Annotated in this window: 23 protein-coding genes and 1 tRNA gene; 12 read left to right on the top strand and 12 right to left on the bottom strand. The window is 25.7% G+C overall.

The annotated features are described in order from the left end of the window. Positions 1–51 precede the first annotated feature (51 nt). Positions 52–801: an MAG0110 family membrane protein gene (locus tag GE118_RS03820; protein WP_158764095.1), complete on the bottom strand. Its 750-nt coding sequence runs from the start codon at positions 799–801 to the stop codon at positions 52–54. A 671-nt stretch (positions 802–1,472) separates the two neighbouring features. Next, positions 1,473–1,548 (bottom strand) — tRNA-Thr (locus GE118_RS03815). A 41-nt stretch (positions 1,549–1,589) separates the two neighbouring features. On the opposite strand from GE118_RS03815, the gene GE118_RS03810 reads away from it, so the two are divergent. The 4 genes from GE118_RS03810 to GE118_RS03795 all read left to right on the top strand — a co-directional run bounded on the left by GE118_RS03810 (position 1,590) and on the right by GE118_RS03795 (position 5,165). Beyond that, positions 1,590–2,384, top strand: coding sequence for an alpha/beta fold hydrolase (locus tag GE118_RS03810; protein ID WP_158764094.1), 795 nt, complete (start codon positions 1,590–1,592; stop codon positions 2,382–2,384). An 84-nt stretch (positions 2,385–2,468) separates the two neighbouring features. Next, positions 2,469–2,927: a TM2 domain-containing protein gene (locus GE118_RS03805; RefSeq protein ID WP_158764093.1), complete on the top strand. Its 459-nt coding sequence runs from the start codon at positions 2,469–2,471 to the stop codon at positions 2,925–2,927. Positions 2,928–2,944: 17 nt separating this feature from the next. Then, positions 2,945–4,444, top strand: a complete 1,500-nt coding sequence (locus GE118_RS03800) for an MFS transporter (RefSeq protein ID WP_158764092.1) — start codon at positions 2,945–2,947, stop codon at positions 4,442–4,444. Then, entirely contained in the window at positions 4,437–5,165 is a 729-nt protein-coding gene (locus tag GE118_RS03795; RefSeq protein ID WP_158764091.1) for a glycerophosphodiester phosphodiesterase family protein, read from the top strand. Before GE118_RS03800 ends, GE118_RS03795 begins: the two co-directional genes overlap by 8 nt. 86 nt (positions 5,166–5,251) lie before the next feature. Here the strand turns inward: GE118_RS03795 and GE118_RS03790 are convergent, their stop codons facing one another. The 3 genes from GE118_RS03790 to GE118_RS03780 are packed head-to-tail and all read right to left on the bottom strand — an operon-like array spanning position 5,252 to position 7,504. Continuing rightward, entirely contained in the window at positions 5,252–5,941 is a 690-nt protein-coding gene (locus GE118_RS03790; protein ID WP_158764090.1) for a hypothetical protein, read from the bottom strand. A gap of 2 nt (positions 5,942–5,943) precedes the next feature. Beyond that, the gene (locus tag GE118_RS03785; RefSeq protein ID WP_158764089.1) at positions 5,944–6,471 is read right to left on the bottom strand and encodes a hypothetical protein; all 528 of its coding nucleotides are present in this window, start codon (positions 6,469–6,471) and stop codon (positions 5,944–5,946) included. Between the two features lies 1 nt (position 6,472). Then, positions 6,473–7,504, bottom strand: a complete 1,032-nt coding sequence (locus tag GE118_RS03780) for an SPFH domain-containing protein (protein ID WP_158764088.1) — start codon at positions 7,502–7,504, stop codon at positions 6,473–6,475. Positions 7,505–7,868: 364 nt separating this feature from the next. Between GE118_RS03780 and GE118_RS03775 the strand changes: the two genes are divergently transcribed. Together GE118_RS03775 and GE118_RS03770 are read left to right on the top strand one after the other, a co-directional pair. Next, the gene (locus GE118_RS03775) at positions 7,869–8,936 is read left to right on the top strand and encodes an ATP-binding protein (RefSeq protein WP_158764087.1); all 1,068 of its coding nucleotides are present in this window, start codon (positions 7,869–7,871) and stop codon (positions 8,934–8,936) included. Continuing rightward, entirely contained in the window at positions 8,929–11,163 is a 2,235-nt protein-coding gene (locus GE118_RS03770; protein ID WP_158764086.1) for a S8 family peptidase, read from the top strand. Before GE118_RS03775 ends, GE118_RS03770 begins: the two co-directional genes overlap by 8 nt. Before the next feature lie 27 nt (positions 11,164–11,190). Here the strand turns inward: GE118_RS03770 and rsmI are convergent, their stop codons facing one another. The 7 genes from rsmI to GE118_RS03735 all read right to left on the bottom strand — a co-directional run bounded on the left by rsmI (position 11,191) and on the right by GE118_RS03735 (position 19,297). Continuing rightward, the gene (gene rsmI, locus GE118_RS03765) at positions 11,191–11,925 is read right to left on the bottom strand and encodes a 16S rRNA (cytidine(1402)-2'-O)-methyltransferase (protein WP_158764085.1); all 735 of its coding nucleotides are present in this window, start codon (positions 11,923–11,925) and stop codon (positions 11,191–11,193) included. Beyond that, positions 11,918–12,838, bottom strand: a complete 921-nt coding sequence (locus tag GE118_RS03760; protein ID WP_158764084.1) for a hypothetical protein — start codon at positions 12,836–12,838, stop codon at positions 11,918–11,920. The genes rsmI and GE118_RS03760 overlap by 8 nt, the downstream gene beginning before the upstream one ends. Further along, positions 12,828–13,484 carry a dTMP kinase gene (gene tmk, locus GE118_RS03755; protein ID WP_158764083.1) on the bottom strand — a complete coding sequence of 219 codons (657 nt, stop codon included), beginning with the start codon at positions 13,482–13,484 and terminating at the stop codon, positions 12,828–12,830. The genes GE118_RS03760 and tmk overlap by 11 nt, the downstream gene beginning before the upstream one ends. Before the next feature lie 10 nt (positions 13,485–13,494). Beyond that, positions 13,495–14,079, bottom strand: a complete 585-nt coding sequence (locus GE118_RS03750; RefSeq protein WP_158764082.1) for a toprim domain-containing protein — start codon at positions 14,077–14,079, stop codon at positions 13,495–13,497. Next, positions 14,079–14,366, bottom strand: coding sequence for a YbaB/EbfC family nucleoid-associated protein (locus GE118_RS03745; protein WP_158764081.1), 288 nt, complete (start codon positions 14,364–14,366; stop codon positions 14,079–14,081). Before GE118_RS03745 ends, GE118_RS03750 begins: the two co-directional genes overlap by 1 nt. A 9-nt stretch (positions 14,367–14,375) precedes the next feature. After that, complete coding sequence (gene dnaX / locus GE118_RS03740; protein ID WP_158764080.1) at positions 14,376–16,202, bottom strand: DNA polymerase III subunit gamma/tau; 1,827 nt, start codon at positions 16,200–16,202, stop codon at positions 14,376–14,378. 518 nt (positions 16,203–16,720) lie between these two features. Continuing rightward, entirely contained in the window at positions 16,721–19,297 is a 2,577-nt protein-coding gene (locus GE118_RS03735; protein WP_158764079.1) for a DNA topoisomerase IV subunit A, read from the bottom strand. 222 nt (positions 19,298–19,519) lie between these two features. Between GE118_RS03735 and GE118_RS03730 the strand changes: the two genes are divergently transcribed. From GE118_RS03730 to GE118_RS03705, 6 genes are all read left to right on the top strand, one after another. Further along, the gene (locus GE118_RS03730) at positions 19,520–19,942 is read left to right on the top strand and encodes a ribosome assembly cofactor RimP (protein ID WP_158764078.1); all 423 of its coding nucleotides are present in this window, start codon (positions 19,520–19,522) and stop codon (positions 19,940–19,942) included. Between the two features lie 8 nt (positions 19,943–19,950). Continuing rightward, positions 19,951–21,624 (top strand): NusA N-terminal domain-containing protein, encoded by a 1,674-nt coding sequence (locus GE118_RS03725; protein WP_158764077.1) that lies wholly within the window; start codon positions 19,951–19,953, stop codon positions 21,622–21,624. Then, the gene (locus tag GE118_RS03720) at positions 21,617–21,898 is read left to right on the top strand and encodes a YlxR family protein (protein WP_233262747.1); all 282 of its coding nucleotides are present in this window, start codon (positions 21,617–21,619) and stop codon (positions 21,896–21,898) included. The genes GE118_RS03725 and GE118_RS03720 overlap by 8 nt, the downstream gene beginning before the upstream one ends. Next, entirely contained in the window at positions 21,882–23,678 is a 1,797-nt protein-coding gene (gene infB / locus GE118_RS03715) for a translation initiation factor IF-2 (RefSeq protein ID WP_158764075.1), read from the top strand. The genes GE118_RS03720 and infB overlap by 17 nt, the downstream gene beginning before the upstream one ends. An 8-nt stretch (positions 23,679–23,686) precedes the next feature. Next, positions 23,687–24,193, top strand: a complete 507-nt coding sequence (locus tag GE118_RS03710) for an adenine phosphoribosyltransferase (protein WP_158764074.1) — start codon at positions 23,687–23,689, stop codon at positions 24,191–24,193. 213 nt (positions 24,194–24,406) lie between these two features. Continuing rightward, the gene (locus GE118_RS03705) at positions 24,407–26,098 is read left to right on the top strand and encodes an IS1634 family transposase (RefSeq protein ID WP_158763962.1); all 1,692 of its coding nucleotides are present in this window, start codon (positions 24,407–24,409) and stop codon (positions 26,096–26,098) included. Positions 26,099–26,105 lie beyond the last annotated feature (7 nt).

The following is a 26,105-nucleotide window of genomic DNA, read 5'->3' as shown; positions in this document are numbered from 1 at the left end:
AATACGCCCTAAATATAAAATAAAAACTAGAGTTATTAAACTCTAGTTTTTTTATTCTCTACTAGTGCCGATGAACATTTCTAATATATATCATAGTAGTTGTGCATATAATATAAAAGTATTAATACCAAAATATAATGCTTTAGTAACAACTTCTTTAGGTGTATTATAAGTAGCTAAATCAGCTTCTTTTCTAATTATGTATCAATTAATAATAGATGTAATACTTAATAATGCAACTCCTATTACTGCAATTCATCAGTTTGCACGATCTACAAAGAATGAAACAATAAACGCAATAATAAATGCAACAAATAATAAAATAGAAACAATTGAAATAGCTCTCATATCTACTAAATTAAATGTTCCAAGAATACCTGCTACTAACATAATAGCTGCAGGGATTAACATTATTCCTAATAACTTAACTACATCAGTATTTGGGTTTAAGTATTGGTATTGATTTAATAAAATACCAATACCAGAAGATAATGTAATTAAGACAATTGGGAAGGAAATAATTAACCCAACTAGCTTCATTCTATTTAAAAATCATATAATAAATATAGTTGCAATAAGTAATACAGCTCAGCCTATAGTTAAATAAAGACCTTTATTACTTAAAAATAATTCAACAAAGAATTGTGATCTAAGAATATATAATGTTGCAAAAGATAAACCAAACATTAACAATACTGCAATAGAAAAGAATGTTAATGTTAATCCATAAAACATTGTTCTGTTTTTATCTTTTACAACAACAAATTCATCAGTTTGTTTATTTGTAAAATTTTCTAACATGCATACATTATATAACTTTTTATTAGTTATAAACTAATAAATGTATGCATCTAATATTAATTAAATAGCTTTAATCAATATTAGATTTAAAGAATTAATTACTAAATAGATTAAGCCTAAAATTAAAAATTTGAAAACAACTTAATTTAAACAGACATTTTTTAATATGTATGGTCAAAAATCTTGTTAAAAAGGTGTATATTACATTCAATTTTTAAAACAAAGTACTTATATTTAATTATAATAATATGGCCATCGTAGAGTTATGGTGGCACTCATTATATTTCACATTTAATAAAAGTGTTTTATTTGTAATTAAAGTTTTTATTGTTTTTATTTTTAAAATTCCCTTTCCGATTTATCACTAATTTAAATAATTTTATGTACCTCTTTTGTTTTTGATACTTAAAATTTAATCATTTTAATTAGATAGTTTTTATAGTTTTTTATACTCCAAAGTTATATTTACATTAAAGTTTTCTTTTGTGTTATTTAATTTATATTTTCGACCTTTCTTTTAAATATAATTTGATAAATCGGTTTTTTAATAATATGTCTTAATAATCATAGCAGACCAAATGGTCTGCTTTTTCTATTTAAAATATTATAATAATAGTAGGTAAGGGTAAATAAAAAAGACCTAATAAGGTCTTAATTGGTCAAAAATGAAATGGTGCCGACAACTGGACTTGAACCAGCGACCCCATCCTTACCATGGATGTGCTCTGCCGACTGAGCTATGACGGCGTTTTCTCTAATATTATAGCATAAAAAAAGAAAGAGGCCTTATGTTTATTTATAAGAATTTAGAATTACAAACATTAGAAATAGATAACAAAAAAGACAAGAATGTCTTTTTTGTTCATGGAGTAACTGCGGATTATAGTAACTTCAATGATTTTTATCCAGAATTATCTAAAGAATATAACATTTACTCAATTAATTTACCTTGTCATGGAGATAGTCAATGTAATCCCGAGTTAATGAATATTAATAGTTATATTGATATTTTATATCAATATATACTATCATTAAAGCTTAATAATATTTATTTAATTGGTCATTCTATGGGTGGAGCTATAGCAATGGTGTTAAGTGCTAAAATAGAACCTTTAATCAAGAAGATGATATTAATTGCTCCGTTGAATGAAACATCAATGGAAATACAAAAGCAATTAAAATATGCTTTTGAAGCTAAAACATTATTAGCTAAATTAGCTTTTGTTAAAAGATCATATTATCATCCTTTAAAGATGTTATTTAATAAACAAATTAATCAAAATACTAAAGAATGATTTATTAAACATAAAGATGATTTACCTTATTATAGAAACTTAGGTAATAGTATGTTAGATTATGATTTTCTAGCTCAAACTAGAGTAGCTATAGAGGAATTTAATAAACCTTTAGCTTTAATATACGGTGTAGGAGATGATATTATTAATCGTTTAAAGATTAAAGCATATTTTCAAAGCGTTCAACCTAATATCCAAGTGTTTGAAGTACCTAAATGTGGTCATAATTTATGATATGAAAATAAAGCAGAAGCAGTAAAGGTGGTGTTAGACTTCCTAGAAAAATAAAAATTTATGAAAAATTTGTGAAAATATGGAAACAATTACTTAATAAATCAAAATAAGTGCTATGATAAATATGGAGGGAAAAATATGGGAAAATTTTTTCTTACAAAAAAACAAATTGAAGATGACATCAAAAGAGGTCAAGAATTAGTTGAAAAAGGGATAATTAAAGAAAATGTTATCCCTGATTACTGATGTAAAGATTCTAATCCAAATTTATCAAAGCAAAAAGTAATTTACTATTCAATTTTTCTTGGATTTTTTGGAATAGACAGATTTTATTTAGGTAAAAAGATTTCAGGAGTAACAAAACTAATGTTTTTATGTGTAATTAACATTTTAGTTGGTTTATGGATTTACTATTTTGTTAGTTATAAAAATGCTAATATGAACAACGAAGCACTAAAAGATACAATCACCCAAATGACTATTTTAATTTCAATCTTTCCACCAATTTTTATTACCATTGGACTAAGTTATTATTTTGTTGATATTTATCATGCGATCAAAGGTCCAAGAGATAAAAACTTTAAGTGTGTTTTATAATGGGTTTAATCTCTAGAATGAAGGAAATGGGTTGAAAGAAAATAATCATTTTGATTATTCTTGCAGGTTTAGATGTTTTTGTTATAGCATTACCATATTACATTAGAAATTTTATTCCGAATACTTATACCAAATTACACGTAGATGAAGCTACATTTACCCAAATGGCAGCCATAGTTGGTTGAGTTACTTTAATAACTCAACTTCCTGGAGGTTGATTAGCTGACAAATTCTCAGTTAAGAAATTATTGATAATCGGTGTTTCACTTACAATAGTGGGAGCTGTTTGATTTGCTTTATTAATTTTATATGGTGGATCAATTGAAAAAACACCACTTTTAAATTATCAATATTATGCTATTTATGCTCTTTGAGGAGTAAGTACTACTCCATTTTTCTGAACTCCATTATGAAAACTTGTGTCTCAACAAGCTAAAGGAAAAGATCAAGCTTTAGCTTATAGCTTACAAGGTGGATTTAATGGTTTAATGGGAGTTATTTTCACTGGTATTGGTGGAGTAATTGTTCTTTCTATTATTCAAGGTGTTGAAGCAGGTGTAGATAACACTAATACAGAAGCAATTAAAGCAGTTAATGCTAAAACTTCTGCTATTTTTGCTGGTTATATCTTTGCCTTTTCAGGATTTTTATTAATATTACTTCTTGGTTTGATTTTCTTGGTTAAAGAAAAAGAATCGCAAGATAAATCAAGCTTAGAGTGAAAAACTATTGTAAAAGTTATTTCAGATTGAAAAGTATGAGCTTTAAGTGTGTTATTGCTTGGAATGTATATGTTCCAATCAACATTTACCTACTACTTAAACCAATTAATGGTTAATACCTTAGGAGCTTCATTATCTATTCCGGCATTAACATTTACAATTTTAGCTGCTTTAAGGATTTATGGTCTAAGAATGGCTATGTCTAGTGTATTAGCTAAATTATCTGATGGATTTAGATCCTTTGTTCTTTTATTAGTTATGACTACTGGAGTTGGAGTTATTTTAGTATTAACATTTATGTTTATACCTGGATTTAATGGATCATATATCACTTACTCAACACCAGTTATGTGAATATTATTCATTGTGATGAATGTCTTGTTCTTTATGATAGTTTCTTGTTCATGAATAATGGTAACTTTAAGATATGCACAACAAGGAGAAATTAAGATTCCTAAAAAAACATATGGAACCATTACAGCTATCTTATCATTTGTTGGGTTTAGTTCTGATGCCTGAATGTTCCAAATCTCAACACCAATAGTTTCATCATTCAAAAGAGAAATTCCAAATGCACTTGCAGGTCATGGTCAATACTTTAACTATACTGCAAGTTCTGCAGGCCCTACTTTTACTTATACTGATCCTACTGCTTATCAAATTATTATTGCTATAGGTGCTGTTATAGCAATAATAGGACTACTTGCAGGATTAGCAGTATATATTTCAAATGCAAGATTTAATAGTAGATATAATTTAACATTCCACCGTTGAAGAAAGTTAGAAAATGATTAAAAAACAATTACTTTTAGGCCACAGAGGTTATAGTTCTATAGCTCCAGAAAATACAGATTTAGCTTTTAATTTAGCTCATATTTTTGGGTTTGATGGAGTTGAATTAGATGTACATTTAACTAAGGATAATAACTTAGTTATTATCCATGATGAAGATACTAAACGTACAGCTAATCACAATCACGTGATTAAAAGTTCATCACTTAAAACTTTAAGAACTTTAAATTATGCTTCAAATTTTAAAGTTACTACTCCTTGTCAAAAATTACTCACTTTAGAAGATTTTTTAGATAAATATATAGATAAATTTAAAATTATTAACATTGAAATTAAAACTGATGTTTATGAATATCCAGATATTGAAAGACACATTCATAATTTAATTAGTTTTAAATACTATGAGAAAAAAGATAAAATCGTTTTCTCATCATTTAACTTTAATTCTCTTGAAAGAATGCATCAATTAGATCCATCATATAAATTAGGATTTTTATGATGGAAACATACAGCATTTAAAGAAATTGATCCATTAAGAATTTTAGAAATCTGTTCATTCTTAAATCCTTGAATTGATATTTATGATGAACATGCTCAAGAGTATGACAAATTTAATATTCCATATTTATTATGAACACTAAAAAGTGAAAAACACTATAAAAAATATTTAGAAAATCCTTTAGTTTATGGACAAATAAGTAACTACAAATATAAAGAAAAATAAAATTAAAAACTTCATCATCTGATGAAGTTTTATTTTAAATATAAAGTAAGAAATAAAATACTAGATAGATATCTAGTATTTTTAAATTAATCTCTGTATTGATTAATAAATTTTTCTAATCTTTTATATGTGATTCTTTGAAGGATGAAAAATACTACCATTAAAGTTAATGTTATTGCTAAACAAACTATAGGTCAAGCTATAGGTTGTGGAAAATGACCTGTACCAATAAGTATTGTGGAACTTAAAGTGATATAGTAGAAAAATCCAGTAATGAACATTCCTCAAAAAGCAGGGAATGTTCCTAATCTACAACTATGTTTTAAACCTAAGGCTTTAATAATGTCTGTACCACCAATGAATAATCTTCTTGTTTTTCTTAAGTTTCCTAAAAAGAATCAACCTGTAAATATAGCAATAAATCAAGGGATTAAAGCATAATATCCAACTGATTTTATTTGTCATAAAACTATAGAAACTGTTGCTGAAATAGCAAATAGAATCATATAAACAAACATTTTTCAAACTCTAAATCAAATAGTGTTTGCTTCAATTTCTTTTAAGAAATATGAAATTGGAGGAATTTCTTCTGTTTGTTCTGGTGCTTGGTAGTAGTGATTAATTATTTTAACAACTTCTGCTTTTGGAGATTTTCTCTCTTTCTTTTGTTTTTCTTTTTGAATATCATAGTTAACGATATTACCACAATATTCACATTTGGTTGCATCTAATGAAGTAATGGGTGCATTACAGTGAGCACAATTTTGACTTGACATAATTAATATAATCCTTTGTAGTGATTTTGATCATCTGATTCATAACGTGATCTAAGTGATGTTTCACGTGATTTAAATTTCTTATCAACATTAGCCATTTTAATACTTGATTTAATATAAATAAATGATGAAAGCAATGAAGCAATTAAAACAATAGTCATAAGAATAAATAAAGTAATGTTTGCACCTGTTAGCCCCATTGAAAATAGCATTAAAGTATATGTTCTAGCAAGTAAAGGTGTAAATTGTAAAATTAAGGTAATAATAATTAAATAAATTGATACAGTTCTTGCACATTTATTGCTAAATGCAATAAAGTAAACAACAAATAAAAAGAATGATATAGCATAAGCTTTAAATACTATATATCAAATTAATTGTCCTGTATTATCAGGATAGACAGTAATTTCACCAAATTTATCTTGAATATCTAATACTGCAGGAATAGCAACAAAAATAGCTAATATTAATGTACTAATAAATAAGAATAATCAATAACTTTTAAGATTTTGTAAGAAATTTGATTTCATATTAAGCTTTTTCTCCACAGTTTACACAGAATTTAGCTTTAGGTTGTAAAACTTCTTTACATGATTTACAACTATTGATCATCTTTGTACCACATTCATTACAGAACTTAGCATTTTGTTCAACATTATTATTACATTCAGGACATTTTATAAGTATTTTAGTTTCTTTTTTAGATTTTTTATTTGGAATTAAATTAGCTCCAGCAGTTACTGAGCTAGCTGTATTCATTCCAAATATAGCACCTACAGTTCCTTGGTTTTTAGACATATTTTCATAAACATCATAACCACGAACTTTTTCATAATTTTCACCATAGTAATCTAAAGCAGCACCTTTATCAACAAATAAGTTTAATCTTTCGATATCTTTATCACTTGCATCAATACTTTCAATACTTGATGTAACTATTTCAATACCTAATCTATCAGTAAATTCTTTAATTGCTGCTAAAAAGTCTTCATTAATTTCATTAATTCTAGGTAGAATATCAAAATAACTTAATTTTTTAACTTGGATAGCTGTTGAGATAACACGTTTAATGTTTTGATTAACTCAACCTCTAATTTGTTGACTAATAAATGAAAACTTAACAATTCCATCTTCATCAAACGAACCTATTAAACGGTCAATTAAGTAGTCATATCTAGAAATAGAAACTCCCATTTGACCTCTTGCTTTTAATCCAAAACTAATTTTAAATTTAGGATCAATAACTTTAATATCAGTAGCAGTTCCTCATTTTAAATCTAATTTTAATCTTTTGTTTACAAAGTAAAATTCAAGTGGATAAGCATTTGAACCACCAAATAAACGAGTGAAACCTTTTTTACCTATTGGTAATCACTCTGAATCAATGTTTGAAGTACCTGGTTCTACAACTTTAAGCAATTGACATGATTTAATAACAACACAAACTTGACCAGGTCTTACAATTAATTTAGATTTACGATTAACCATTGAGTTAGGATGTTTTCATACTAATCAATCTGGGTCTGTACCACCAGAATATTCAATAACTGAATATAATTCCATTTTATTTAATTCTCCTTTTTATTTGTTGTGCTTATTTATTTTGAATAAATATAAAGCTAATATTTTTTATTATATATATATATATATATATATTCAAAGCATTAAGTGGTATAGCTAAGTGTTTATGAATATTGTATTCATTAACATTAAAATTACATATATGTATAAGTTCTATTTTTTAAACTTAAATGAATATAAAAAAACATTTTTGATCTAATAAATAACAAACATTTATTAATCCAAAAAGCAAAAAAGTACTAGATTTTATTAACCTAGTACTTTTTAAATATTTATGATAAATTGTCCCATATATAAAATTAATGTCCCATATGTGCTATAATTTTTGTATGTAAGGAGCATAAAAATGGAAAAGAGAAATGTTGTTAATTTAATTAAATATCACTATGATAAAGATGAAAGATCATTCAAAAACGAAGCTAAGATTATTGCTAGGTATTTTGATAGCATTGGTGATGAAGATATTTGTGATTATATTTTAAGTTTAATCACTGAATTGCAAGTTTTTGTGCCTCAAGATGTGCAATTTGATACTGATTTTATAAATTATGTTGATACAAAAAAACTTGAACCTTTAAACTTACCATATCCTATTTTTGAAGATATTAAAGGGATTTTAAATGCGATTAATCACAATGTTGGAGTGAATAGATTTTTATTTCAAGGACTACCAGGAACTGGTAAAACTGAAGCTGCTAAAAATATAGCAAGAATGCTTGAAAGATCTTTATTTATTGTTAATTTTGAAAGCTTAATTGATAGTAAATTAGGACAAACTAATAAAAACATCACTGAATTATTTAAAGATATCAATTGAATTGCTAATCATGATAATGCAATTATTTTATTTGACGAAATTGATGCAATTGCACTAGATAGAATTAATAGTAATGATGTTAGAGAAATGGGTCGAGCTACTAGCACTATATTAAAAGAATTAGATAAATTAAACTATATTAATAAAAATGTTATTGTAATTGCAACAACTAATTTATATGAAAATATGGATAAGGCATTAACTAGAAGATTTGATGCAGTCATTGATTTTAATAGATATCAAAAAGAAGATTTAATTGAAGTTGCTCAAAATTGTTTATCTTTATTTATCAAGAATTTTAAAAACACCACTAAAGACATTCGTTTATTTAAAAAGATTCTTAACTTAGCTAATGAATTACCAAATCCTGGGGAATTAAAGAATATTATTAGAACATCTTTAGCTTTTAGTGATTTAGATGATGAATTTAACTATTTAAAAAGGTTATACAATAGTTTAATTGGTAATTTAGATGATAAAACTATTGATGAGCTTTATCAACAAGGGTTTACCATTAGAGAAATTGAAAAATTAAAAAATCAATCAAAAAGTTCTGTAGCAAGAAAACTAAACAAAGAGGTAATGGATAATGAATAACGTTTTAGAACTTAAAAGTATTCATTTCGAGCAAAATTCCTGACCATCACATACTGGTTTTAATATTAAAATGAATGGTAATTTTGTTGTTACTTCAGGTTTTTTACTAAGATTGGAGAAACAACTTCAAGACATACAAAGTTTTTGAAATAATGAATCAAGATTCTTTAAAGGGATATTATTAAGTGTTAATTACAATAAAATTGCAGCAAAAAGTAATCGTATTAGAACACTTTTAATGGGTGATAAAAGTAATGAAGCTGTAGTTGGTGCAAAATTTAATAAAGAAAAAACAAAACATATAATCACTTATCTTATAAGATCCAAAAACTTAAATAAAAGCATTAAATTATTACAAAAAACAAGAATTAAATTAGATAAGTTCTTTAATGGTAAAATGGATCATAAAACATTTGACAATAAAAATATAGTCAATTCCAATTTATTTGATAAAAACGATTTATCAATCTCTGCTTTTAAAGGAGTTATAGCAGATGCTTCATATATTGAAAGTTTTAGCATTGAAAAAGCATCATTTGATTTAAAACAAAATTTAATAACAATCTTTGATGTCAAGCAAGATACTATTTCTTTGTTTAAAGAACTAGGGATAGATATTTTAAGCACAAGGATTTTAGACAATAATACGGTGTTTTTGGATGATGATCAATTAAAGATTTTAATGGAAAAAGCACCATATTTAGTTTCAATGAGCACTGTTGATATAACTAAATTAGATAGTGAGAATTACAATTCTCAAGAAACAAAAAGTGCTATAACTATACCTGAACCTGCTAATGAACCAACCATTGGAGTTATTGATACATTATTTGATGAAAATGTTTATTTTTCTAAATGAGTAGATTTTAGAAATGAAGTTTCAAATAATGTATCTACAGATCTAGGATCTTATGCTCATGGAACAACAGTTTCTTCAATTATTGTAGATGGACCAACCTTAAATCCTTGATTGGATGATGGATGTGGAAGATTTAAAGTTAGACATTTTGGAGTTACCAATGGTAAAAACTTCTCATCATTTAGTATTATTAAAAAAATAAAGGCAATTATTGCAGCCAATAGAGATATTCGAGTATGAAATATATCTTTAGGTAGCGATCAAGAAATTAATGATAATTTTATTTCAGCAGAAGCAGCAATTTTAGACGAAATTCAATATAAAAATAATGTAATTTTTGTTATTGCAGGAACTAATAAAAAATCTAGAGATAAAGATTTAAAAATTGGTTCTCCTGCAGATTCAATAAATGCACTAGTTGTAAATTCAGTTACTAAAGATAATGAAAGTGCAGTATATTCAAGAAAAGGTCCAGCTCTATCATTCTTTTTAAAACCAGATGTTAGTTATTATGGTGGAAGTAAAGAATGTAAAATTAAAGCATATGATCCAAATGGAGAAGTATTTGTAACAGGTACTTCATACGCAGCACCTTGAATTGCTAGAAAACTATCATACTTAATTGATGTTTTAGAACTTAATAGAGAAGTTGCTAAAGCAATGATTATTGATGCTGCAAGAGGTTGAAATGATCAAATATCAGCTGATGAATTAGCATTATACGGTCATGGTATAGTACCTATACACATTAACCAAATTATTAAATCAGAAAAAGATGAAATAAAATTTGTGATTTCAGATATTAGTAAAGAATGAAATACGTTTAATTATAATTTTCCTGTACCTTTAAAAGATGATAAATTTCATTATTTTGCAAAAGCAACAATGTGTTATTTTCCTCGTTGCAATAGAAACCAAGGAGTAGATTATACAAATACTGAGTTAAATATACATTTTGGTAGAGTTAATGATAATAAAACAATTATTGATATTAAAAATAAAAAGCAAAATGATGATGAAATTAAGCAAAATCCTTATTTATATGAAACTGAAGTTAGAGAGCAATATCGAAAATGAGATAATGTTAAATACATTGCTGAAAGCATAAACAAAAGACCTATTGCAAAAAAATCATATTCTCGTAAAACTTGAGGTTTAGAAATTAAAACTTCTAAAAGAAGTATTAAAGAAAAAAAAGAAGGTATTAGGTTTGGGGTTGTTATTACTTTAAAAGAGCATAATGGAATAAATCGTATTGATGAATTTATTAGAGAATGTCATTGAAATAAATGACAAGTAAATCCTATTATTCCTGAGAAGAAAATTCAGCTTAATAACCGTTTAAGTCAAAAAATTGAGTTTAATTAAAAATACTAGATTTCATATCTAGTATTTTTAATTATCATCTTTTTTATATTTAGAAACTTTCACTCTTTTGATTTTAGGAATATTTAAAACTAAAGTAAATTCACCTTTGATAGCATTATCATTTTTTAATTGTTCTAAAACTTCTAACGCAGTTCCATAATAAAACTTTTCATACATTTTAGTTAATTCTTTAGCTAAACACAATTGTGCATTATTAGCAAAAACGCTATCAATATCAATTAGAGTTTGTTCTAATTTATGTGGAGAAACATAAAAAATATAAGTACCTATGTCAAGTTTTTTTAGTTCATTAATTCTTTGTTGGGTTTTATCTTTGATAAAACCATTGAAACTAAAAGTTGAAGTAAAATTTGAAGCAACAAAAGCTGTAATAGCAGCATTAACTCCGGGGATAATTTCAACTTCAATATTGTTTTCTCTAGCTTGCTTAATTACTTCAAATCCTGGATCACTAACTACTGGCATTCCTGCATCTGAAACCAAAGCCACATCATTTCCTTGGTTAATTAAATTAATAATTCCTTTAGCTGATTTATTTTCAGTGTAATTATTATAAGTTAATAATTTTTTATTATCCATTAAGTAATTATATGGAGCATTAGTATAACAAGAAAGCAATTTCTTAGTTACTCTAGTATCTTCACAAGCAATAATATTACAATCTTGCAAGGTTTTTAATGCTCTTAAGGTAATATCTTCTAAATTACCAATAGGAACACCTACAATATAAAGTTTAGCCATAATACTCCATTAATTTTAATAATAAAACTTCTTTATGTAAAGTGAAATTACCATCATTTTTAATTGCATTATAAAATTGATTAATATCTAAAATATAAGTCATTAAACCTTGATTATGTTTTAAGAGTTTATTATTGATTTTATAAATTGATACAACATACTTATTTTTTGTAGTATGTTGTATCTTAGTTTGTGCTTGTAGTATTAATTTAATACTTTTAAGCAAGAAATTAGTTTTAGTCATATCATCTTTTGAAATATTTTGATTTAAAAAGTGATATAAAGCATAAGGATTTTTTTGTACATCATTGATTAATGATAATAATTCATCAAACAAAGCAATATATTGATCATCAACATATTTATAAGCTAAATCTAAATCATTAGTTAAATAACCACTAATTAAACCAAATGGTTCAGTAAAACCTTTACCAATAAAATGAGCATAAATATCTTTAGCACTATAAGCTTGAAGTTTTAATACTTGAGCTCTAGAGATAATAGTTGGTAATAAATTAGCTATATCGCTAGTAGTTAAAATAATAATAGTATTATCAGTAGGCTCTTCAATTGATTTTAAGATTGAATTTAAACCTTGAATTGAACAATTATTAATTTCTTTTAAAATTAATAATTGTTTTAAATCTTTATGATTGTAAAAAGAAGCTTGATAAAACAAATTATCCAAGCTTTCTTTTTTAATTGATTGATAACTACCATCAATTAATTTAATATTAAAAGGTATGTTATTCTCATCTAAGCTATCTAATTGTTGATTATTAATAATGTTAATTATGTTTAATAAATCATTATCACAAGAATATTCTTTTGGAACATCTAATAAATATAAATGAGCCAATTTATTATTATTTTTGGCATCATTTAACATTTTAATTACATTATTATTTAACATTTAAATTAGCTAAGTATTCTTTAAATTTAGGATGATTAATGATTTGATTATAAACTTGATCAAATACTTGATCAATAGTTAAATTAGCATCAACAATAACAAAACGATTAGGATCCTCTTCAATGATTTGGTGATATCCTTCATAAACATTGTGATGAAAATCTAGTTCTTCATTTTCTAAACGATCTTTAATTAATCTATTACTTTCTCTACGCATTAAAGTTTCTTCTGGAGTGATTTCAAAGAAAATAGTGATATCAGGCATAGTTTTTTCAATAGCAAAATGAGTCATATCTTTAACAAATCTATAACCTAAGTTTCTGGCAAATCCTTGATAAGCGTAAAAACTATCTACATATCTATCGCATAAAACTACTTCATTTTTAGCTAAAGCAGGTCAAATAACTCTTTCTAAATGGATTCTTCTGCTAGTTGTATATAATAACGCTTCAGCCACAGGAGATAATAAAGAGTTAGGATCTAAAATGATTTCACGAATTTTTTCAGCTTCTTTAATGTCTTTTCCACCAGGTTCTCTAGTAGAAACAATATTTAAAAAAGGATAATCCTTAATTAATTTTTGACTTACTTTACCAATAATAGTAGTTTTACCTGAACCATCTAGTCCTTCAAATGATATAAACATATATACTCCTTTATTTTTGTCGATTAGATAATGAAAATTTTAATGTAAGTGGATCGATATAATCTAAAGAAGCACCTAAAGGTATTCCAATAGCTAATTGAGATGTTTTTAACCCAACTGCTTCTAGCTTATTTTTTAATAAAATATTAGTCATTTCACCTTTTAAATCAGGTGAAATACCTAATATTATTTCGCTAAATTGTTTAGCGTGATTTATTAATTTATCAATTTCGTTTTGATACTTAGTTAATGATGATGCATCTGATAAATAGTGCTTAAAAACATAATATTTACCTTTGTAAATATTAGCTTTTTCGATTTTATCAATAATTGCAACATTTTCTACAATTAAAAGAGTATTTAATCGAGATTCATCATTACAAATGTTGCAATTACTTAATTCAACAGCATTCCCACACACTAAGCAAAAAGTAACATTTTCTTTAACTTTTTTAAAAGCGTTTGATAGTAAAAATACTTCTTGTTGTTCAGTGTTAAGAATTCAATACACCATTTTTTCTGCTTGTTTTTTACTTATTCCTGGTATTTTTTTAATTCGATCAATAAAATCATTGATACTAAAAGTATCAAGCATTAAAATCCAAGACCACTAGGCGTTTGTGGTGAGATTTTTTCTTGTTCTTCTTTAATTAAGTCAATGATTTCATTCATAGTAATTAAAATTAAATCTTCAATGATATCTTTGTCTTCAGGATCTACTAAGCTTTCATCAATATTAATTGATAGAACTTGGAAGTTCCCTTTCATTGTAACTGTAATACCTTGTTTTTCAACAGTGAATTCTTTATTTTCTAATTCTGCTTGTTTTTGTTCTAATTCTTTTTGTAATTTTTTCATTCTTTTGATAAATTCTGGATTCATAATAACTCCTTATTCTTTAATTATATTTATAGTATCACCAAATATTTTAAGTGCATCTTCATTTAATTGTTCAATTTGAGATTTTTCATCTAATTCAATTAAAGGTGATGGAATTTTGAAAGCACTATTAATTTTATTCTCATTTTTGATAATATCAAAACGATTTTTAACCTCATTTAAGGTCTTAGGATTTACAGCAATTAAATTAATGTATTTACGATAATAATTTTTAAAAAAGCTCTGCATTCATTTAGTTTTATTATTAGTAATTTGATTTACATATTCATCATTTTCACATCTAAAAATAAAAACATCTTCATGAGCGGTAATTAAAGCACAATTACGAAAAATATCATATTGACCTTGAAAATCAGGATTAGTTGAAGCACTAGCTAAAATCTTTTTCCAGTTTGATGTTTGATTTAAACTTTGTTGTCTAAGTTCTTTATTTGAATTAATAAAATAGGCTATATGTGCTATTTCATCAATTGAATATTCATTATTTTTACTAGTAGTTTTATTAATATTTTTAGGAACAAAATCTAATTCATAATCAATAGTATTATTTATTGTTTCTTGATTATTAAATTCTTGTTTAAATTCAGGTTTAATAATAGGTTCAACATTAACTTTATCTTGAGTTTTTATTGGTTGAATTACTGGAGCAGGATTAACTATAGGTTGAGCAACTGGTTCAATCTTTTTAGTTTCTTGCTTACGTTTTTGAGTAATTTGTTCCACCATTGAAATATTATTTTCAATTGGTTTATTAATTTGTTGTTTAAATAATTTCATTAACCCTAGCTCAATAAACTCAAAAGGAAATTCACTTTTATTTAAGTTGATAAATATATCATATAAAATATCATTGATTCTCATTGATAAATCAACATTTAATTGTAATAATTTAATTTGATCTATGTTCAGTTCTTCTAACATTGAAGGGTCTTGACATTTTACATAGATTAATCATTCTTTATTGATGGTGATTAAATTTGAAAGAAAATCAAATCAATTTACTCCATTTTTTTGCATTTGATCAATTTTATTTAATAGATTAATTAAATCTTGATTTGCGATTAAATTAATAATTTCAATAATTTGATCGCTAGAAGTAATTCCAAAATTTTCCATTAAATTATCTAATGTAATTGAATTATTATTAAATACACTAGCTTGATCTGCAATTGATAAAGCATCTCTCATTCCACCGCTAGATAATCTTGCAATTGCTTTTAAAGCTTTAGGCTCATATTTAATTTTTTCTAAATCTAAAATCTTAGTTAAGTGTTTAATGATATTAGCATCATTAATCCTATGAAAATTAAATCTTTGAACTCTAGATAAAATAGTTAAAGGAATTTTTTGCACATCAGTTGTAGCAAGAATAAAAATTGCATGACTTGGTGGTTCTTCTAAGGTTTTTAATAAAGCATTAAAAGCACTTTTACTTAACATATGCACTTCATCGATAATATAAACTTTAAATCTACCATTAATTGGAGCTTGCTCAATCTTTTCTTTTAAATCTCTAATTTCATCTACACCATTATTTGACGCAGCATCCATTTCTAAAACATCAAAATTGTTTTCACTTTGAGTTAAGCAATTATTACATAATGAAACTAAATCATCAGTATGCATACAATTTAAGACATTTGCAAAGATTTTAGCCATTGAAGTTTTTCCTGTTCCTTTAGGACCAGAAAACAAATAAGCATGACCTATTTTGTGTGATTGGACAATGTTTTTTAAAGTTTCAACAATGTGTTCTTGTCCTATAACTTGATCGAAATTACTAGGACGATATTTACGATATAGTGCTTTATAACTCATTTTAATTCCTTTTTATTTTATTGAATTTAATACCTTTTAATTATTTTAGCAAATCATAAGTTAAGTAAAAAAAATATGTTGAAATCAACATATTTTATGCATTAGCATTTTCAGCTCTTCTTTTATCTCTTGCACATTCTTTAGCAAGTTTTTTAGCACGTTTTTCTGCACGTAATTTATTTTTTAATCTAACTACTTTACGCATGTTTTCCTTTACTATTTTTTATTATTAAGTATTTAAAATTGATAATTAACTTATTTGTTAATTAATAACAATATTTTACATTAAAAAACAAAATATAAAAATTTTATATTAGCTAGTATTCTAGTGCTAGAAGTATAAATTAACTATTAAGAATTTTGATTATTAGTTTTAAATTAGCTTTATTGTTATAAATTGTGGTATTTATTTTAAATTAATTTCATTATGCACATTATATAAGTAACATAGAATATTTTATTTTGCTTTTAGTTGGATTATTTGTAATTTTCTCTTTTAATAATATTAATTAAATAATCTATTTGATTTTATTTAATTTACCTTCAATTTTTGAGAGTAAATCATTTAAATTATCTTCAATATTTTCTAATTCTTTTTTGTTGTTAATCAAAGTATTTTTTTCTTCAATTGTTTCTTGAACATATGAATTTATTTGATTCATTAAAGTATCTTTATAATGTTTTTTAATACGAACTTTATAAAGATTATCCACAGTTATTTCAATTAAATTTGGATTAGCTTTAGAGAAACTATAAGTTTCTATAGGTTGTAAGAAAGTAGATCCTAAAGTATCTTTAATAATTAACATATCATTTTTGTAAGTTGCATACATATCTGAGATATTAAACTCAAGCATTTTTTCATCTTTAAAAATTGGTTTACCTTTAATGTTTTTAGGAATATAAGGAATTTTTTTAGCTCTAATTTTTTTAAGATATCCATTATCAGTAATAAAAGTAATTACATCATCATTACTTGCAAGCACAAAACTTGCAACTGTATCTTTTAATGAAAGATATACCCCTTTATTACCTTTAGCTTTAGGTCCATAAAGACCTAAATCGTTTTCTGAGTATTTAGATGAAAAACCATTGTTGGTCAATATAACTATATCTTTCATTCCATTACTTAAACAAGCATTAACTACAATATCATTTTTAGCTAAATTAATTGCTGTATAAGTTTTATTTAACCTAGAAACTAAAAAGTCTTTTAATAAAGTTTTTTTAAACATTCCATCTTTAGTACCTAATACCACATATAAACAAGCTTCTCAATTTTTAATTTCCATAATTGAGACAATTTCTTCATTAGGTTTAATATCAACAAAATCAGTTAAATGCATACCTAAATCTTTTCATTTAGATTCATTGATTTTATAAATTGGAATAATTGCATAATTACCTAAATTAGTAAAAATTAAGAAATTGTTTAAAGTGTTAGCTTTATCATAATGGATTAAGTAATCTTCTTCTTTTAATACATAATTATTAAAATCATTGCTATCAGCAATTCTTTGAGAAATACGTTTGATATACCCATGACGAGAAATACCAATATTTACTTCTTCTTCCTTAACTAAATCCGATTCTTGGAAACTAAAATCAAACTCATCTGATTCGATTTTAGTTTTTCTTGGAGTAGCAAAATTAGTTTTAATTTGTTCAAGTTGCTCAATTAAATATTGATTAAAAGCATTTTCATCATTCAATAATTTTGAAATACGTTTAATTTCTTGTTCAAGTTCTAATTTTTCATCTAAATATAATTTAGCATCAGTTTTACTTAAACGATAAAGTTTTAATTCAGCTATAGCTTTAGCTTGATTTAAACTAAAATTAAAATGACTTTGAAGATTATTAATAACTCCAGCTTTTGAATCTTCACTTTTTCGAATAACTTCAATAATTTGATCAGTAATTTCAGCCACTTTAATAAAACCTAAAACAATTTCTAAGCGTAATTGAAACTTATTTAAATCATAGGTTAAAGTTTTTTGTTTAATATCTTTAATATGTTCAATATAAGATTCAATTAAACCATTTAAATTTAAACTAACAGGAGAATTATTTTTAATTACCACATTGTTATATGAGTAATTAACTTGTAATGAAGTTTTTTGACATAAATAACTTAAGATACTATCAACATTAGCTTGAGCTTCAAGCGTAATTAAAATATTAATTCCATCACGATCAGATTGATCTTTAACTTCAATAATTCCATCAATTGCTTTGTTATTAATTAAAACATCAATGTCATAAACTAATTTTGATTTAACAACACCATAAGGTAATTCAGTGATTTCAATATATTGATGCTTATCTTTTTGATAAATTTGATATTTAGCAAAAAGTTTAATTTTATCTTTATCATTTTTACCAGTTAATAAAGCTTCTTTAATTCCGCTAGTTCCTTTAATTACTCCTCCAGTAGGAAAATCTGGACCTTTAACAATTTTTAATAATTTATCACTTGATATAAATGGATCTTTAATTTTTGCAATACTTGCATCTAAAATTTCACCTAAATTATGTGGTGGCATTTCTGTTGCCATTCCTATAGCAATCCCTTTAGCACCATTAACTAAAATATTAGGAAAAATTGAAGGTAATACTAATGGTTCAATTTCTGAATCATCAAAGTTAGGAATAAACTGCACAGTATTCTTTTTAATATCTCCTAAAATTAAATTAGCTATTTTAGCCATTTTAACTTCAGTATAACGCATAGCAGCTGCAGGATCATCATCAATAGAACCAATATTTCCATGCATATCTAATAGTGGAATATTCATTTTTCACCATTGACTCATATTAACCATCGCCTCATAAACTGAAGAATCTCCATGAGGGTGATATTTACCTATAACATCACCAACAATTCTAGCTGATTTTTTATATGGTTTATCATTATCCAATCCTAAAGAAAACATTGAATATAAAATCCGTCTTTGTACCGGTTTTAAACCATCTCTAACATCTGGTAATGCACGTTGTTGGATGACGTATTTTGAATATCTACCAAATCTATCAGACATAATTTTGTCTAATGATTCATTTATTATTTTATCTATTACTTTATTTTTATCCATCTTGATCACTTTCTATAATTTATATATATTATAAATGATTAATTTAATATTAATTAAACTGCAATGATGCTTATTTATATTTAATTAATATGTAAATATCAAGCAAAATTTCATAACTAAAATAAAAAGTCTAAAGGCTTTATTTATAAAATGATATAATAAAAATAATTCATGTACATCGAGTTGCTATATGCAACTCTTTAATATTTTTTAGGAGCAAAAATGGACTACAAAAAAGCAATTACTAATCAATTTGGCTCAATAATTTTAGAAGCAAGTTTAAAGTCTGATTTATTAGAAATCACACTTAATACTACTAATTTAAATGATGTAGAACAATATACAAGAAAAATTTTTAGTTGAATAATAGAGCAAGATTGATATGATGAAGAAAAAATGTCTTTATCAATTCAATCCGCAGGATTACCATTAGAGATTAATTTAGATGATATTAATTTATATATAAATCAAATGGTTAAAATCAATACAGTTAAATCATTTGAAGGATTAAATCACTTTGTTGTTGAATTATTAGAAGATTTAGGTGATGAAATTTTAGTTAAATGAAACAAAAAAGGTCAATTTAGAAAAATAAAAATTGCCAAAGACAACATCAAAGATGTTGAAAAATATATTAAATTTTAAGGAGCAAAATGAGTAAAGTTACAAAAAATAATAAAACATTAATCAATGAACAAAAAATGTGATTTCAAATTATCACTGGTTATGCTAAAGAATATGATTTACCATATGAAGAAGTATTAGCAATTTTTGAAGAAGAATTAGCTAAAGCAATTAATCGTGATATTGATCCTGATGCTGAAATTAAAATTATTTCAGACATTGACCAACAAAGTGTTTTAATTTTAAACTCACGTTGTGAAATTGTTGATAATGATTTTGAATTTCATGATGGAGAAGAGCAAGAAGTTGACATTCAAAGAATTTCATACATCACTGAAGATGATGCAAGAATGCTTAAAGCTGATACTTATGAAGAAGATGGAATTGTTTATATTTCAAAACCAATTGATTTTGATGTTTTACCTGGTAAAACCAAAATTGCTATTAAAAACGGATTTATTCAATCTTTAAAATTAGCTCAAAAACAAAGAATTATTGAAAAATACTCAAATCGTATTGGTCAAAAAATTCGTGCCCAAGTTTTAAATAAAAACTCTAAAGGTTCATACAACTTACAATTTGAAGATGGTGTTACTGCTTATTTACCTTCAAATAAAGTAAATAAAAAATTAGATATTAAACTTGGTGGAATTATTGATGTTTATCTTGAGAGTATTAATCCTGATAGTAAATTAAGCATTTGTGAAGTATCTACTGATTCTCCACAAGAGATTTTTGATGTAATGCACAATGAAATCCCAGAAATTGCTAATGGTGATATTGAAATTGTTAAAATCCAAAGAATACCAGGAGTAAGAGCTAAAATTGCTATTCAAAGTAATCCTAAAAAAGAATTTGATTATGATGTAGTTGGATCAATCTTTGGTGAAGGAGCTAAAAGAATTTTAGCCATTAGTGATAAATTAAAAGGAGAAAAAGTAGACATCATTCGTTATAGTGAAGATATGCTTGAATATGTGAAAAATGCTTTATCTCCAGCAAAAGTACTTGATGTAGTTACTCAAGGACGTAAATATATTGCTATTGTAAAACCAAATGACATTATGGTTGCAATTGGTAAACAAGGAATTAATATTGAATTAGCTTCAAAATTACTTGCAGTAAAATTAGAAATTTTAACTACTGAAGAAGCTACAGAAAAAGATTTTGAATTCAAAGAACGTTATTTATATGAAAAACCAATGTTCCATACTGCTAAAGCAAATCATAGACATTCTAAAGTTAATAAATACTTTAAAGGTCTAGAAATTGATTTAAGTGAATTTAGTAATGATGTTGCTAATTTTATTGCTAATAGCGAAAAAGAGGAATTGGAATTATCAGAGCAAACTGCAACTAAACGTAATTCAAGAAAGAAAGCAAAAGATAAAACTATTAATTCAAGTGATTTAGATAATTTATTCAGTGAAGAAAATTTAAATATTCAACTTGAAGAAAATGAAGATGAATACGATTTTGTTGATGAAATTGATAAAATATTTGATGAAGAGTTTATTGCTGAAGACGAAGTAGAAACTAAAGAAGAAAACGAAGTTAAAGCAAAACCTAAAAAAGCTGTACAAGCTTACAAAAAATCAAAAATCGAACTTAATGACTTCAAAATGGATAATGATTTAGCTAATTATGGACTTAGTTCAAATCTAGATTTAAATGATTTTGATGATGAGTGAGAAGATGAATAAAACTTATACAAGAAAATGTATAGTAACTAATCAAATAGTTGATATTAGTTTATTAGTTAGATTTAACTATAATAAAAAAACTCAAGAAGTAACATTGGATTTAAATAAAAATTTACCTAATAGAGGAGCTTATTTTATTCCTAATGCAACTAATTGAGCTAAATTAAAAAAGACCAAAGCTTTAAATCGTGTATTTAGAACCAACTTTACAAAGGAAACTTATGAAACAATAGAACAACAACTTATGGAGGTGCTTAATGAGCAAGAAAAATAGAATTAGTAACGTGGATGAAATTAAACAACAACTTCAAACCACTAAAACAGAACTTAAAGATGGGATTTTCATTTTTACTGGAAAAATGTCAATTAGTGATTTTGCATCAAAAACTAAATTAAATGCAAATGATATTATTAAGAAATTTTTCCTAGCAGGAAAAATGTACAATTTAAACCACATTTTAGAAGAAGAAGAAATCGCAGAATTATGTTTAGAAAATGGTTTTGATTTTCAAAAAGAAACCAATATTGATGCAACTAACTTTTTAGATGAAGTTAATTTCGAAGATAAAGAAGAAGACTTAGTTAAAAAGACACCTGTTATTGCAATTATGGGTCATGTTGACCATGGAAAAACTACTTTAATTGATAAAATTAGAAATTCAAATATTGTAGCTACTGAAAGTAGTGGTATCACTCAACATACTGGAGCTTATCAAATTGAACACAAAAAGAATAAGATTACATTCTTAGATACTCCAGGTCATGAAGCTTTCACTAAAATGCGTGCAAGAGGTGCTAAAGTAACTGATATTGTTATTTTAGTAGTTGCTGCAGATGATGGAGTTATGCCTCAAACCAAAGAAGCAATTCAACACTCTCAAGCTGCAGGAGTTCCTATTATTGTTTTTGTTAACAAAATGGATAAACCAAATAAAGACCTAGATCGTATTAAAGGTGAGCTTGCAGAATGTAATGTGATTATTGAAGAATATGGTGGAGATACTCAAATTGTTTATGGTTCTGCATTAAAAGGTCAAGGATTAAAAGATTTATTTGATGCTATTATGATACTTGCAGATGTTTTAGAGTTAAAAGCTAACCCTAAACGTTATCCAATTGGAACAGTTATTGAATCTAGAGTTGATAAAGGTGTAGGAGCTGTTTCTACTATTATTGTGGAAAATGGTACCTTATATAAAGGTGATTTCTTAGTTGCTGGAAGCAAATGTGGAAGAATTAGAATGTTAAAAGACCCTCAAGGGAATATTATTGACAAAGTAACTCCAGGATCTCCTGCTATTATTTCAGGTTTAAATTATGCACCTAATGCTGGTGATAAGTTTGTTGGTTTTAATGATGAAAAATTTGCTAAGAAATTAGCTCAAGAAAAATACAATCAAGATAAATTGAATTCAATTACTCAAAATACCACAACTAATACTGATGGTAAAAAAGTAATTAACATTATTATTAAAAGTGACGTAGCAGGTACTGCTGAAGCTATTAAGCACCAAATTGATGGTTTAGAAAATGATGATGCAATGATTAAAGTCATTAGTGCATCAGCAGGAAATGTAAGTGATTCAGATTTATTACTTGCTCAAGCATCAAATGCTACAATTTTTACTTTTAATATCAAAGTACTTCCTGCAATTAAACAAAATGCAACCAATCAAGGAATTGATATTGTTTCTCACAGTGTTATTTATAAAATTATTGATGATTGTCAATTATTACTTGAAGGTGAAAAAGCACCAATTTATGAAGAACAAAAAATTGGAGAAGCTCACATTGTTAAAGTATTTTACTACTCAAAAGTTGGTAAAATTGCTGGTTGTTTAATGGATAGCGGAGTTGTTAGAGAAAAATCTAAAGTTAAAGTTTACCGTAAAGGTAAATTAGTACACGAAGGTAGAATTGATTCACTAAAAAGAGAATTAAATGACGCTAAAGAAGTTGTCAAAGGTAAAGATTTTGGTACTCATATTAAAAACTTTAATAATATTGAAGAAGATGATGTACTTGAATTTTTTGAAGATGTAAGAATTAATTAAGGATAACAATGGAAATTAAAAAATTAATTAGAGATGTTCCTGATTTTCCAAAAAAAGGAATTTTATTTAAAGATATTTCACCATTATTGGCTAATGGAGAAGCTTTACATTATACTATCAATGAAATAGCTAAACATTGTGGAGATGCTGATATTATTGTTGGGCCAGATGCCAGAGGATTTTTATTTGGAACACCAGCAGCAGCTGTTTTAAAAAAACCATTTATTATGGTTAGAAAACCAAATAAATTACCTGGTAAAGTTATTTCAATGTCATATGATTTAGAATATGGAAGTAATGTTTTAGAAATTCAAGAAGGATTTGTTAAACCAGGTCAAAAAGCTGTAATAGTAGATGATGTTCTTGCAACAGGAGGAACAACTAAAGCTATTATTAAGCTTTTAGAATCTCAAGGTGTAATTGTTGAAAAAGTTATTGTTCTTTTAGAACTTAAAGAACTAAATGGAAGAAACTTACTAGGTGATACTAAAGTAGTTTCTTTAATCGAAGTATAAAATTATTATAAAAGCAACTAACATAGTTAGTTGCTTTTTGTTATATTAATTTCGCTCTTTATTAGCTTTTGATTCTTGATATTCTCCTGCGTTTCCCACTTTCGTATTAAAATAAGCACTTTTTAAGCTGCTTATTTTTTATTATTATAAATAATAATAAAAAATAATTTTTTTCGGTATAGAGATAGAAAAATAGTGTATAATTGAGGTATAATGGCCAAAAAAGTAAGAGGAAGAAAAAGAGTTAATAAAGGTTTAGCTTGAGTTATTGCTAAACAAACAACTCAATATGCAACATATTTATCAGCATGTTTAAAAGATTCAACAAAACCAGGTTATATTAAAAAGTTTGGAATTGGAAATATCAAAGTTTATGAAGAAAAGTGAGAAAATCCAGTTGAATACCTAAAAGGTATATTGAAAGACGCTCCAATACACTATGAAAGAGAAGATATTTTAAAACTTATTAACGAAAAAACTCAACAAGAGAATGTAAAAAGACAGGTTTTTGAAGAATATCCTGGTTTAGAAGTAATTTCTGGTTTATTTGATCATTTTGATCTATTTAGAAAATGTAAAGATACAAGAAAGAAAGATTTAAATTTATTGGTTCAATATCAAATTTTTCAAAGAATATCAAAACCACAATCAATGCTACAAACATATTTAAATAGCAAGAAAACTAATAAATTTGCGACTTGCAAAAACTCGTTTTATCGCTCATTAGACTACATTTATGACAACAGAGAGCAAATGTTACAAAATATTAACGATGCAATTATTGAAAACAAAGATCGTGAAGTTGAAGTTTTATGATTTGATAGCACTACAATTTATTTTGAAACTTTTGACAAAGAAGGATTGAAACAACCTGGGTATTCAAAAGATGGAAAATTTAAAGAAGATCAGTTTGTTATCGGGATGATCACTGATAAAAACGGAATCCCTTTACACTATAAAGTTTTTCCTGGTAATACCCCTGATAGCAAAACTTTTATTCCTTTTATGATTGAACTTGAAAAAATATACAAAATCAAGAATGTTACTATCGTTGCCGATAGAGGAATGAGCGTTAGTTCAAACATAAGATTTTTAGAGCAAAAAGGTTATAAATTTATAATCTCTTATAAATTAAAAGGATCAAAAAGTGATGTTAAAAATTGAGTTTTAGATGGTTCACATTATTTAAGTTTAGATGAAAAACTATTTTATAAAGAAATTACAAATCCTTCTTTATACGGGTTAAAAAATCGTCCAAATGGTCATAATCGTAGATTAATTGCTACTTGATCTGAAAAAAGATACGAAAAAGATAAACATGATAGAGAAGTGTTTGAAAAAATCTTTAATCGATCAGCTGTGAATGGAAAAGTACCAGTTAAAAGCTTAAATTCACAAAAACACAAATATTTTAAAATAAGTGATAATAAAGTTTATTACACACTAGATCATGAAAAAATACAAAAAGATAAAAAGTTTGATGGATTTTATGTGTATGAAACCAATAGATTTGACTTAGATGCTAAGAAAATTATTGATACTTATGCAAGACAATGAAAAATCGAAGAAAACTTTAGGTTTTGAAAAGGAAACTTACAACTTAGACCAATTTATTTTTCATCAGAAAAACATATTTTAGGTCATATAGCTTTATGTTTTATTTCGTTGGTTATGATGACTTACCTAACTTATAAAGTTAATACAACATTAAACCTAGAAAAACCAATTACAAAGAACTCAATCGTAAAAGCGATTGAAGAGGTTTGAATAAACAAAGAATACGAAAATAAAATTCTCGTAAGAGAACAATCAAATTGAAACGAAGAACGTGAAACTCATTATCAAATAATGAAATTAATTAAAACTACCCTAGAAATTTTAAAAATGAACAAAAAAACCAACTAGATCGCTA

Origin of the sequence: Mycoplasma sp. NEAQ87857, assembly GCF_009792315.1 — a bacterium.
In the GTDB taxonomy this organism is placed as follows: Bacteria; Bacillota_I; Bacilli_A; order Mycoplasmatales; family Metamycoplasmataceae; genus Mycoplasmopsis.
This window is presented reverse-complemented; position numbering and strand designations above follow the sequence as displayed.